The organism is Alicyclobacillus sp. ALC3, from assembly GCF_028751195.1.
In the GTDB taxonomy this organism is placed as follows: Bacteria; Bacillota; Bacilli; order Alicyclobacillales; family Alicyclobacillaceae; genus Alicyclobacillus_L.
Genome location: NZ_CP066784.1, coordinates 1358166 through 1371075, shown reverse-complemented (window position 1 = coordinate 1371075; position 12910 = coordinate 1358166). Strand labels below are relative to the sequence as shown.

The following is a 12910-nucleotide window of genomic DNA, read 5'->3' as shown; positions in this document are numbered from 1 at the left end:
AGCTCAACGGTACTTTGTGCCACTAAAGTGGTAAAGGCATTTGGCTCGGCGCCCTCACAGGTAAGTGTCAAAATGACACCTAGAGCGCGGCGTCCTCACAGGTAAGTGTCAATTTGACACCTAGAGCGCGGCGCCCTCACAGGTAAGTGTCAAAATGACACCTAGAGCGCGGCGCCCTCGCAGGTAAGTGTCAAAATGACACCTCCATCCCGATTAAGCGATATCTCACGCAATTACGCCTTCGTTGTTTCGAACTCACGTTTTCGTTCTTCAATCTGTGCAAACGCCTCTCTAGGTAGGGGTTTCTCTCCGCCAATCAACCGTGCGTTCAAAATCAACTCTGCAGCTTCATCGAGCGTGGCGAGCAACTGAGCTGTCTCCGCCGGCGACTTGCCAAAGGCGAGTACACCGTGGTTGGCTAAAAGGACGGCGGCAATGCCAGGCTTCGCTCCGACTGCTTCGACGATGCCGTTCACGGACGCGTCGGAACCACGAGGGGCCCATGCGATAACGGGGGCCGGTTCCGTCATGCCGAAGCGCATCAAAGGTTCGTACACAACAGGAATGGGCTCATGCGCAAGGGCAAATACAGTTGCATGAGGTGCATGAGTGTGGATGATGCCACCCACGGACTCTTTCGCCCTGTATACAGCAGCGTGCATTTGGATGATCTCGGCCTGGGCAGGCATCACTTCACCCTCCAGCACGGTTCCATCAGTACGAATCACTGCGAAGCTGTCCTCGTCGAGGTTTGCAACGTTTCCACCGCGCGTCATGAGCATGGTATCTGTCGAAAGCCGAGCTGACAGGTTCGCGTGGTGACCGCGGAACATGAGACCTGCGTCCCGTAGGGCAGCGGCTGCTAGCATAATCTCGCGTTTCGCTGTTTGGATATCCATACAGAGTAATCCTCCTTCGTATTTTTAACATTATACTGTATAATACAGTATGCAGATTCACGTTAAATCACGCTGGATAAAGTGTCAAGGGCTGCAGTGGCGGTGATAGTGTCTCTTTTTGTTTGAGTCCTATTCTCTAGCTTCAATAATCTGAGGTGTTTATTTGTGGAAAAGTACAAAACCGTTCCAGGCAAGCACAACCGGCATATACCGGCCTTTTTACTCCTCTTCCTCGCGCGCGAGGACGCACATGGCGGCGCGCTTTGGAACCATATGGCGAACCTGATACCGGATCATTTTGGGATTGATAGCGGCGCAGTCTACCGGGTCCTCCGAGAATTGGAGGAGAGGGGCTGCCTGACCTCGTACTGGAATACCGAAGACGCAGGGCCGGCAAAGCGAATCTATCACATGACTCCAGCTGGGTTCGCCGAATTGGCGATGTGGTATGAAGACATTCAGTTGCGAATAGACAATTTGACCTACTTTATCACTCAATACGAGTCGTTGGCCGAGTCTAAGACAATGGCCTCGGAGAGTGATCAATGAGCGTGACTCGAGCCGCGTCAGGGGAGCCTGTGAACCGACAAGGGTACCGCTGGGTTGTCTTTGCCACCGTTGTTTCAGGGACGTTTATGGTGAATGTAGACAGCAGCATTATGAATGTTACGCTTCCTGTCCTTGAACGCAATTTTCATGTCGGTCCTGAGGTGTTGCAATGGGTCATTTCGGCCTATTTACTGATGATTACTGGAATACTTCCGGTGGTTGGAAGTCTTTCCGACAGACAGAATCGCAAAACTGTGTTTATTATTGGAGTGGGCATTTTTACGCTCGGTTCAATATTGTGCGCTTTCTCAGATAGTATTACGCAGCTTATCTTGTTCCGCATCCTCCAGTCGGTTGGAGGGGCCGTCATCATGGGGAATGTGATGTCCATCGTGTCATTTATATTCCCGGAAGGTCAACGCGGCAGACCTTTGGGTATTGTCGGCAGTGTGGTTGCTGCGGGCACCATTGTGGGCCCCTCGCTAGGTGGTATCTTAATCTCCATCTATAGTTGGCGTTCTGTATTTTGGGTGAACGTCCCGATTGGGATTGTTTCCATAATTGTTGCGGCATTCGTCCTTTCACCGATTCGCTCGAGTAAACAACTCGGTAAATTTGACATCCCCGGAGCCAGTATGTTTTTCGTCGGGATCGTCAGTCTGATGTTGTGTATATCAGAGGGTACGACGTGGGGATGGGGTAGTGCTCAGAGTTTGCTACTCACAGTCTTGAGCGTGTTGGCGCTAGCTGCATTTATCTGGCGTGAATTGAAGACACAAAACCCTGTGATTGACCTGTCCTTCTTTCGCTCTGGGGCTTTCACGCTTGGGAATTTAACCGGTTACTTGTCGTACGTAATGATGATGTTTCCGGGGATTGTGTTGCCGTTGTATATGCACGATGTCTTGCGCATCCCGACAGCGCACATCGGCTTGTTGCTGACACCGCAGGCGCTCAGTATGATCATTTTTTCTCCAATTGGTGGGTGGATGGCAGATAAGTTTGGCGTGAATTTACCTGCGGCAGTGGGATTGTTGCTTGGTACGGCTGGCCTCAGTTTAATGGCGGCGTTAGGCATAGGGGCGTCGTATTGGCAGATTGTTTTTGCATTGACCGTGTTCGGTCTCGGGATGGGGCTGTTTACATCCCCCAACAACGTGTCTGTTCTTGAAAGTGTGCCGGTAGAAAAGTCCGGGCTGACGGGGAGCTTAATGGCGACTGTGAGGAATTTTGGACGAGTGTCTGGCGTGGCAATGACGGTACTCTTTTTGCAGATGTCCGGGAGTACGCTTAGTACAATGCGGGGATTTTCGCAGGCTTCTTCATTTACTTTTAAGCTGGCTGCTGGAATCGGGATGGCGGGAATTCTGCTGACGATGATTCGATGGACCACACGCCCGCGCATGCGTAAAACTGCCAAAGCCAATCTGTAAGGACTTTACACCAGGAGGGTCAGACGAAGATGCGGGGACTTTTGCATTCATTTAGTGTTCGAGACTACAGATGGTTGTGGCTCATCACCACGCTCACCAACGCCGGATCGTGGACGTTTACTTTGGTTGTCACGTGGCAGTCCTATCAGCTCACGCACTCCTCGGCATGGTCAGGTGCCATCATGTTTGCCACGCTAATTCCGAACATTTTTGGCGCGCCAATCGCTGGTGTGTTGGCGGATTTGTTGGACCGCCGGCGGATGATGTTCGCGGCGGCTCTCGCGCAAGTCGTGGTGACAGTGCTGCTCGCCTCGCTGTCGCATGCGCGCTTAATTTCCCCTCCGTGGTTGCTTGTCCTTGCTCTGGTCTTTGGCTTTTCTTCGAGTGCGCTCAGCGTCCTGCTCAGTTCTCTAGTTCCTGTGATTATTCCGCAGGAGAAGCTGTTTAATGCGCTGTCTCTACAGGCCCTCGCACAAAGGGGAACAGAGTTCGTTGGACCGGCGGTGGCCAGTCCACTGCTGGTTGTGTTCGGGCCAGGCATTGTTTACCTGTTCGCGGCACTCTTGTACCTGGCTGCGTCTGCTTGTGTGTTCGCGCTGCAGAAGACGGAGGCAGACCGCGACCCTTCAGCGGATATCGGCCGGAGGCGAGCTTTTGGCCCGCTTATTGACGGTTTTGCCTACATTCGACGTACACCTGTGATTGGCGTGCTGGTCTCCCTCGTCGGTCTGCACTGTGCGTTGACCATGGCCTACATGGGCATGTTGCCTGGGTTCGTGAAGACACTGCACGGAGCAACTGGACTGTACGGTGAGATGGTGAGCACGGTCGGTCTAGGGTCTATCCTTGGGACGCTGATTCTGGCGGGCGTAAAGAGCGTGAAAATGCGTGGCACTTTGTACTGGGTCACGGCCATCTTGAGTGGTTTGTCACTGTCGCTCATGGCGGTAGTAACGAATCACCAACTCGTTGTCTTGGCCGTCGTCGTGGTTGGTGCGTCACAAGCTATGTTTATGACCCTCAGTCTGGGGTATATCCAGCAGATGAGTGTGCCCAACATGCGGGGAAGAGTCACCAGCTTTTACCTGGTCCTCGCCGGCGGATTTATGTCCCTGGCCAATCTCGGTTTCGGGGCGCTCAGCAACACACTATCGCCAGTTTGGATTATGGGCACGACCGGCATTTTATTTATGATCACGGTTTTTATCTACGGACTGTCGTCTCGCAAATTCCGCAGTGTCTGTAGATGGGGCGTGTTCGAACCAGAAATTCCAGTGACGGTTTCTAACCTGTCCGTGTGACGCAGGTTGGGGTGCGTGTGGACGAATTTATACATGGCGGGGTATGATTTTCGGGGGAATTGGACCCGCGACACAATGTCTTAACCTTTAGGAGGCGGATTGCATGGTTTCAGAAGTCGCTGATTTGTACGCATTGCTACAGAGTGTTCACGAGAGCGTGGACCAAATGGTGCAAGACTTGACCGACGAACAGTGGCTGACAAAACCGCTGCCGAACTTCAACAACGTGACCTCTGTTATCGATCACATCACCCGAGTCGAGAAGAAATTTTTCTCTGCGCTCGCCGGAGAATCGCTTGATATTGACACACAAGCCCCGTTTAAAGCGGAGAGCTGGGATTTGAATGCGGTCCATCATGATTGGTCCGCGTCGTTGCCGTATGCCGCAGAGGTGTTGGAGAATGTAAAGGAAGAGGAACTGTCGCAGCTAGGTCTGCACCTCAGAGTTGGAGAGTTGAACAAACGTCAGCTGATTGCGTACGCGATTGCGCACGCGGCTCATCACCGCGGCCAAATTCCGCTCATCAAGAAGCTTCTGATTAAGTCTGAGTAATCCCACTACTACTTAGAGGGTAGCAGGAAGAGGTGTGTTGTTGCGTTGATGAAGTTAGCTTGGCGCGTCATTACTCCGCTCATAATCAGCGGTATGTTGGTTGGAGGATGTGGGACAACACCCACGCAGTCAAACGTCAGTCGCCACGTAAAAAACAATACACCCCCTGTGTCCCCCAATGTGACGAACACTACGGTGAGCGGTTCTTCGACGGGAGGATTTATATCCGTCGGGAGCCGCGTCCCGAACTTTACTCTGAAGAACCTCTCCGGACATGGACAGACGTCTTTGGACCAGTTGCTCGGTAAGAAGCCGCTGATTATTAATGCATGGGCCTCTTGGTGTCCACCGTGTCAGGCGGAAACTCCCGACCTTGAACAGGCATTTAAAAAGTTCTCCAGTCAAGTGCAGTTTATCGGTGTGAACTTGACTAGCATCGACAGCGTCAGTGGGGCGCAGGCGTTCGTTAAGAAATACGGTGTTACGTACCCCGTGTTGCTGGACACAAAAGGTCAGTTTTGGCAGTCGTACACGGTGCTCGCCTACCCTACAACCTTCGTGATCAGTCCACAGGGCAAACTCATCTACATGCGGATCGGCGCTATGTCGAAGTCTGGGATTGCTCAATTGGTTCAAATGGCTACCTCAAAGTAAACCGTCCCCAAGTTCAGAACCAATTACTTCTGGTGCCTCAAAATGTCCTAGTCATTCTGAACACGTAGTTAATAAATACCGGATCGTGGCAGAATTTAATAGCCACCAAAGACTACGATATGGTTATAATTGAGGGTGGAAGTAGTAGGTTCTGAGCGTATCACTGCACCGGCTGTGTGCAGGAATACCCATGGGGAAAAGGAAGTCGATTTTTATGACGACCAGCCAGAATCAGACAGAGGTTATCTTGATTGGCGCAGGCATCATGAGTGCGACCTTAGGCTCGTTCCTGAAGGAGCTAGACCCGAGTTGGCGAATCAAAGTGTTCGAGAAGCTGGGGAAGGCTGGGGAAGAGAGCTCAAACGAGTGGAATAATGCAGGTACGGGCCACTCTGCTTTGTGTGAACTGAACTATACTGCGGAGAAAACAGACGGATCTCTAGACATCAGTAAGGCAATAAAAATCAACGAGCAATTCCAACTGTCTAGGCAATTCTGGTCTTATCTTGTCAAAAGCAATTGCATTCAGAACCCTGAAGACTTTATCCGATCTATTCCGCACATGAGTTTGGTGCAAGGAGAACACGACGTCGAGTTTTTGAAAAAACGGTTTGAGGCACTTGTGGACCACCCCATGTTCCAAGGCATGGAGTTCTCCGACGACCCCGAAACACTCAAAGCGTGGTTGCCTCTGGTCATGGAAGGACGAACGTCGAACGAGCCAATTGCGGCGACTAAAATCGACTCCGGAACAGATGTGAACTTCGGTGCGTTGACGCGCATGTTATTTGAACACTTGGAGAGCGTGGGCGCCGAGGTGAATTACAATCACTGTGTCGAGGACATAAAGCGTACAGACGACGGGTCTTGGGAACTGAAAGTCCGAGACCTAGGTAGCAACGTTGTCGCGAATCACACGGCCAAGTTTGTGTTTATTGGTGGTGGTGGTGGAAGCCTGCCACTGCTCCAAAAGACCGGAATCCCTGAGTCGAAGCACATTGGCGGATTTCCAGTAAGCGGACTGTTCCTGGTCTGCAATAACCAGGATGTCGTTGCGCAGCACCACGCAAAGGTGTATGGAAAGGCCAAGGTGGGTGCGCCACCGATGTCTGTTCCGCACCTTGATACCAGGTACATTGACAACAAAACGACGCTATTGTTTGGACCGTTTGCTGGTTTCTCACCGAAGTTTTTGAAATCCGGTTCAAACCTTGATTTAATCGGCTCAGTGAAACCGAACAATGTCGTTACGATGTTGGCGGCGGGCATGAAAGAAATGGCGCTGACGAAATACCTGATTCAGCAGTTGCTGCTGTCTGACGAAGAGCGCATGGAAGAACTTCGTGAATTCATCCCGAGTGCGAAAAGCGAGGATTGGGACACAGTAGTGGCCGGTCAGCGTGTACAAGTCATCAAAGACACTGAAGACGGCCGAGGAACACTGCAATTTGGTACAGAAGTCGTCAGTGCCGCAGATGGCACGATCGCTGCACTGCTTGGGGCTTCCCCAGGGGCTTCGACTGCCGTCCACGTTATGCTCGAAGTGTTAGCGAAGTGTTTCCCACAGCACATGGCAGAGTGGGAAGCAAAACTAAAAGACATGATTCCGTCTTATGGGTTGTCACTCGTGAACAACCCAAAGCTGTACCAAGAAATTCAGACTGATACAGCCCGGACGCTTGGTCTGATTGAGGAAAGATCAGCTTTAAGGGAAGACGGCCCTGTATTCACTGAGAAAGAGGCCGTCTACAGTTAACGCTAGCTCCACGGGTCGCGCAATCGCCTGACCGGTCGATTACCCGGCATCCCCGGGCGTCTTGGGGCGCCGGGTAACATTCTCGGCTGTGGTGGATGTCCGGTCATGTGTGGGCGCGTTTGGAATCGCAAGGCTCTTTGTGGCATGGGTTGCCGTCTCGGAAGCGGATTACCCCATTCATTAACCATTGGTGCACGAGGAATGCCTGGTTGGCCATAGCCGCCAATCCCGTGCCTGCTCCCGGGCGGTTGCCGAAATTGGGGTTGCGCGGACGTCCTCTGCTGAGGTAGAAACCTTGCCAGGAGACTTTGCTTACGCTTGGCCTTTACCGTCTCCTTGCTTTTTGAAGTGTCGCTGGTTTGACCGTCAGCGTTGACATGGTTTTGCGGCGTCATCCACGGCGCGAATGGGTCAGCCCCCCATGGCTGAAAGTTTTGCCTGGGTTGGTTCTGCGCCTCACCGGGAGATGACTGACCGGAGTCTTCTATACTCGGTTCATCGTTAGATGCGAGAAGTCGCTTTAAGGTATCCATGAGCATCATCCACAACAGCCCCTTGCTATTTTCCATAGCCAATGTTGCTGCATCACATTTCGTGAGGTACAGGTACCCTGTGCGCGAGTCCTTCGATTGCGCTATGCTAACATGGTGGACAGACCGGAGGGACGCGTATATTGAAAGAACTGCTGTGGTTTATTCACATTGCAGGGATTTGTCTGTGGTTCGGTAGCACCACAGGTGTTTTACTCGTTTGGCCAGCTCGAAACGTTTCTCGGAGTGCGGCGGATGTCCGGACCCTCATTCCGCTCCTCACGCGTACGAGCCATATCGGCGCTGGATTTACGGCTCTAGGCGGGACAATTCTGTCTTTCCTTGTTCAACCCAAGTCGGAACTCGGTGCATTCTGGCTGGCCGGGATGCAGGGCCTTGGCGTCGTTGCTTTCTTTATATCCGTGATTGTTCTGACTCGACTTGGCAAGCGGATTCTCCGTGCCGAGCCGGTGTCTGCCGAGGAGCAGCAGGTTGCACTACGGTACCGAGTCTGGTTGTTTATCGCCTTTGTTATCCTCCTTGTCTGCCTCGTCTTGGCTGCCTTTAAGCCAACTATATAACTGTACGCAGAGCGACAACGATGCTGCCGCGTAAGCACGGACCCACTTCAAGAACCCACGAGTGGAACGGAACCTGTTTTCAGTTAGGAGGAAATGGCCTACACTCAGTCGAATATCGCGAATACGGGGGTTGTTCAGACAGCGGGAGGACGTTTCAAGATGCGTGCACTTGCCGCGCGGGTAAGTAGTTGGCTAGTAGTGATTGTTGTTTTGTTCCTGCTGGTAGAGTTTCCAAGAGGGGTGCTCGTGGACGGCGGACAGGCCACGTCTCCGATACATACCTTCAAATGGCGTCAGTTTATTGACAATATTCATCAGCAGTTGCATGCGTGGTTAACGGGGTCGGCAGGTCAATCGGTTGAGTCGAGCACTCCGCTCAGAGATGTCCTTCATAACGTTCTACCATCGTTGGAGTTGCTTCTCATCAGCTTTGCCGTGGTCTTAGTGATGGGCACTGCAAAAGGGCTGTATGATGGCGTACATACTGCCGTTCGAAGTCCTGGGACTGTCTTGTCCAACGGCGTCCAGTGGACTCTGGAAGCAGTTCCTGACTTCACTTGGGTGATGGCGTTAATTGCGTTGTCCTTCTGGTTAGATCAGCGTGGACGAAACATTCACGTGTTTTTTGCAGGCAGTACGAACTTTTGGACTGGAACGTTGGTTCCAGCCTTAATTCTATCACTATTGCCTGTGATGTACGTGGCTCGCGCAGTTAGGCTGGCGGTAGAGTCTCAGTTCGAACAACAATACCTGACAACAGCAAGTGCAAAGGGCATTCCGCAAGGGCGTGTAGTCGTCCGGCATTTACTGCCAAACTGCTACGGCACCATCGCGGCTAGTTTAATTCCGGTCATCGGCATGCTTCTGTCCGCGCTGGTTGTTGTTGAATTTCTATTTGCCCGCAGGGGAATTGTTAATGGACTGTTTCAGTCCATGGGCAATTCGGGCGCTCTGCCCGTCTATTCCCCAGTGTCTACGGTCCCGTCCAATAATCCGCTCGTGATGTACTACAATTTTGATCCCGTTTTGTGTTTGTACTATCTACTTGTGTGCGTCCTCATGTTTGCTCTCCTATGGCTCATTGGGCGGGGCATACTTCGGATATTGGGGTTCCATGGGCAGACGAACCCTTTTTCCGCCAGATTACGCAATGCACGAACGGCATCGACGGGTCCTTGGGCACTTACGGTCGGCGCCTTCATGCTGATGGTGCTGTTGGCAGCGGGCCTGTTCGCGAACAAGTTGCCAATTCCGAAAGCAACCGCGAAGGACTTATTGCATTTCGGAAAGAGCATCACCCAAGTTTCAACGCCGCCGTTTCCCCCATCGCCATCGCATTGGTTAGGTACTGACGTCGAAGGGCATGACCTGCTTAGCTTGGCGTTGCACGGCACGTTGACCACGTTTGGAGAAGTCGGGGCAGCCGCGTTTCTGGTTGTCGCTGTGGCTGCTCTGCTCGCCTTTTCTTCTTCTGTATTGGAACTGCAAGGCCTGCGGTGGATTATCCACATGTGGAGCACGTTGTTTACTCTCATTCCGGGCGTGATTGGTGTTTTGTTGCTTATCAACATACCGCAGTTATATTGGGCGGGAGTTCATGTCCTGCCTGATCACTGGACTTGGGGACCGATTCACGTGTGGATTTACTTTGCTCTGTTGTGTCTAGTGGAGTGTGGTAGGGTTGCGTCGAATCTGCAGTTCCACCTTGATGCTGAATTTCACAAGGAATACATGGAAGCTGCATGGGTGTCGGGTAACTCCAGAATCGGTGCGTTTTTCATCCACGTGCTGCGTACCATGCTCGGAATTGCAGTCGAGACACTTGTTGCTGAGTTTGTCCGTGTGCTGGTCCTGATCGCTGTTCTCGGCTATCTCCAAGTCGCAATTCGGGCAAATTGGTGGCTTTCTGAGCCTCCCTGGCCTGCCGGTTGGCACTTCAATCAGTCGGCGAGCGATTGGGGTGCTTTAATTGCAGCAAACTCAAACTACTTTCGCGCGTATCCGTGGGTGCTTTTTGCACCGATACTCTTCATAACCTGGACGGTAATTGCGCTCAATTTGACTTTAACCGGTATTCAAAAGTGGCTCAATTCTGAACCAACTAGGAGGTCAGCTTCGTATCCGTTAGCGTTTCGGATTGTTAGTATCTGGATAAAACCAGAGATTAATAGCTCATTACACCTGCAAGAGACAAACCTATAACGATGGAGGAGAACGTATGAGAATTCTTATCTTAGGCGGCACGAAGTTCTTGGGACGGCACTTGGTGGATAGCGCGCTGAAAAATGGTCACGAAGTTACGCTGTTCAATCGCGGACTGACGAATCCAGGCTTGTATCCCATGGTAGAAACCCTTGTTGGCGATCGCGATGGGAACCTCGACGCGCTCCGTGGCCGCCACTGGGATGCGGTGATTGACCCTAGCGGATACCTTCCTCGCGTGGTGCGCCAGTCGGTTGAGCTACTGAAAGACTCCGTCGAGCACTACACGTTTGTCTCGAGCGTTTCGGTATACGTCGATTTTACGCGTGCGAATTTAAATGAGGATGCCGCAGTCGGCACGCTGGAAGATAAGACAAGCGAGAACATTCCAGAGCACTATGGGGAGTTGAAGGCGCTCTGTGAACAGGAAGTAGAGCAGGGGTTTGGTGAACGTGCACTCGTCATTCGACCAGGGCTCATTGTCGGACCGCACGACCCGACTGACCGATTTACGTATTGGGTGTGGCGGTTTGCTCAAGGTGGGGATGTATTGGTGCCAGGGCGATACGACTATCCGGTTCAATTCATCGATGTGAGGGACTTGGCGGACTGGATGATCAAGTTGGTAGAGGCTCAGGCAAATGGCGTCTTCAACGCGACTGGTCCGGACAAGCCGCTCAACATGAAGGGGTTTGTGGACACACTCGTCGACGTGACGCCTTCCGCTGGTCACCCGGTTTGGGTGAATGAAGAGTTCCTGCTCTCGCAAGGTGTTGAAGAATGGACCGACCTACCCTTGTGGATTTCAGACCGTACGGGTTGGCCTGGCTTTCAAACTGTCAATGTCAACCGAGCCATCGAGCAGGGGCTCACATTTCGCTCCGCTCGCGACACCATTCTCGATACGTTGAGCTGGGAGCGCTCACGGGAAAAGCCTGATGAAGGGCGCCTTAAAGCAGGCTTGAGTCGGGAACGCGAACTCGAGTTGTTGCGCGCGTGGAATGAGCGGCAGGCTAGATGAGATTGGCAAAATAACAAAAAGGGCCTGCGTAGAAACAGGGCCTGCCGTACAAACATATGTTCTTTTTTCGGGGTCTTTCAACAGAAAAGGCCCCAACTTTATTTTTCTATTATGATTATAAATTTTGAAGAAATATAAGTCTATTCTTGACAGAAAAAATAAACTATGATAACGGAACCCGGCCGGGAAGAATTTTCGAGAGGATATACGACGAATGCTAAAATCTCTGGTCACGACAGGGGCCCTCTCGGGCGCCCGGTTCCGCTGGTTCTACTTGGGTCGTACCGTCTCGCTCTTTGGCAGCGGTATGACACCCGTCGCTTTGGCATTTGCTGTCCTGCAAGTACAGCACGGACAACAGCTGCTCGGATACGTTCTCGCTGCAGAAATCTTGCCCGAAGTCATCATGGTGTTGATGGGGGGGAGTGTCGCCGATCGCTATCGCCGCGACCGACTGCTTGTCCTCAGCAGCGTCGGGTCTGGGTTGTCCCAGAGCGGAATCGCAGTGATTGTTGTACTGAGGCTGGACCCATACTGGATTCTGCCCTTGGCTGTCGTTAACGGCGTTCTCGGGGCATTTACATCTCCAGCCATGCGCGGCATCATCCCGGAGCTCGTCGAGCGGTCGGATATCAAACAAGCGAACGCCCTGCTAAATGCTTCTCGAAGTGCCGCAAAGATGCTCGGCCCGACGGTCGCAGGAGTGCTCGTTGCGTCAATTGGCGGCGGCTTTGGAATTGCTGTGGACGCCGCCAGTTTCTTTATCGCCGCAGGGTGTCTGGCGCGTCTTGACATCCCGTCGCACCCGACTGCTTCGAGGGAATCCCTGATTCAGCAGATGCGCGCCGGTTGGTCGTACTTCCGCCGTCAGCGTTGGATTTGGACAGTCACTCTGTCGTTTGCTCTCATGAACTTTGTTCAAATGGGCGTATGGCGGGTGCTCGGACCGCTCATCGCAGAGCGTTCTTTTGGCGCTTCTGGGTGGGGGTTAACCCTCGGTGTTCAGGCAGTGGGTCTTCTTCTGGCGAGTTTAGTCATGCTCAAACTGACCCTCAGGCACCCTTTGCGAGACAGTTTACTCGCAATTGCCTTCAGTGGACTGCCGATGGTTACGCTCGGGCTGCAGCACCCGCTGCCTTGGCTTGCCTGGGCCGCGTTGCTAGCTGGGGCCGGGTCGGCGGTCAGCGGCATCGCTTGGGATAGCACACTCCAACAGCGCGTACCGCATGAGTTGTTGTCGCGAGTGTGCGCATTTGACGATTTTGGGTCGTACATCGCAATTCCAGCGGGCGTCATGCTAGCCGTACCCGTTGCAAACTCAGTAGGCGTCCATGCAGTTGCGGCCTTCGGTGGCGTCCTCTTCATCGCGATCGCACTGCTGCCGTTATTCGTGCGGGCTGTTTGACGACGGACCAAGTAAACGATGCACAG

General features: G+C 52.7%; 11 protein-coding genes. 10 read left to right on the top strand and 1 reads right to left on the bottom strand.

Translation table 11 applies throughout. The features are described from left to right. Positions 1-233: 233 nt before the first annotated feature. On the bottom strand, positions 234-899 hold the full coding sequence (locus JC200_RS06575) for a class II aldolase/adducin family protein (protein ID WP_274435422.1): 666 nt from the start codon (positions 897-899) through the stop codon (positions 234-236). Positions 900-1064: 165 nt separating this feature from the next. Here JC200_RS06575 and JC200_RS06570 point away from each other — a divergent pair, with 165 nt between their 5' ends. The 10 genes from JC200_RS06570 (at position 1065) to JC200_RS06525 (ending at position 12884) form a co-directional block, all read left to right on the top strand. After that, positions 1065-1448: a helix-turn-helix transcriptional regulator gene (locus JC200_RS06570; RefSeq protein ID WP_274435421.1), complete on the top strand. Its 384-nt coding sequence runs from the start codon at positions 1065-1067 to the stop codon at positions 1446-1448. Continuing rightward, entirely contained in the window at positions 1445-2881 is a 1437-nt protein-coding gene (locus JC200_RS06565) for a DHA2 family efflux MFS transporter permease subunit (RefSeq protein WP_274435419.1), read from the top strand. Before JC200_RS06570 ends, JC200_RS06565 begins: the two co-directional genes overlap by 4 nt. Positions 2882-2910: 29 nt before the next feature. Continuing rightward, positions 2911-4182: an MFS transporter gene (locus JC200_RS06560; RefSeq protein ID WP_274435418.1), complete on the top strand. Its 1272-nt coding sequence runs from the start codon at positions 2911-2913 to the stop codon at positions 4180-4182. Between the two features lie 103 nt (positions 4183-4285). Next, positions 4286-4735 carry a DinB family protein gene (locus JC200_RS06555; protein WP_274435417.1) on the top strand — a complete coding sequence of 150 codons (450 nt, stop codon included), beginning with the start codon at positions 4286-4288 and terminating at the stop codon, positions 4733-4735. A 48-nt stretch (positions 4736-4783) separates the two neighbouring features. Further along, positions 4784-5389, top strand: a complete 606-nt coding sequence (locus JC200_RS06550) for a TlpA family protein disulfide reductase (RefSeq protein WP_274436484.1) — start codon at positions 4784-4786, stop codon at positions 5387-5389. Between the two features lie 190 nt (positions 5390-5579). Continuing rightward, on the top strand, positions 5580-7145 hold the full coding sequence (gene mqo / locus JC200_RS06545) for a malate dehydrogenase (quinone) (protein WP_443111873.1): 1566 nt from the start codon (positions 5580-5582) through the stop codon (positions 7143-7145). A gap of 673 nt (positions 7146-7818) precedes the next feature. Then, on the top strand, positions 7819-8256 hold the full coding sequence (locus tag JC200_RS06540; protein WP_274435415.1) for a hypothetical protein: 438 nt from the start codon (positions 7819-7821) through the stop codon (positions 8254-8256). Between the two features lie 93 nt (positions 8257-8349). Beyond that, complete coding sequence (locus JC200_RS06535; protein WP_274435413.1) at positions 8350-10458, top strand: ABC transporter permease subunit; 2109 nt, start codon at positions 8350-8352, stop codon at positions 10456-10458. Between the two features lie 16 nt (positions 10459-10474). Further along, on the top strand, positions 10475-11479 hold the full coding sequence (locus tag JC200_RS06530; RefSeq protein ID WP_274435411.1) for an NAD-dependent epimerase/dehydratase family protein: 1005 nt from the start codon (positions 10475-10477) through the stop codon (positions 11477-11479). A gap of 214 nt (positions 11480-11693) precedes the next feature. Further along, positions 11694-12884: an MFS transporter gene (locus JC200_RS06525; protein ID WP_274435409.1), complete on the top strand. Its 1191-nt coding sequence runs from the start codon at positions 11694-11696 to the stop codon at positions 12882-12884. Positions 12885-12910: the final 26 nt, after the last annotated feature.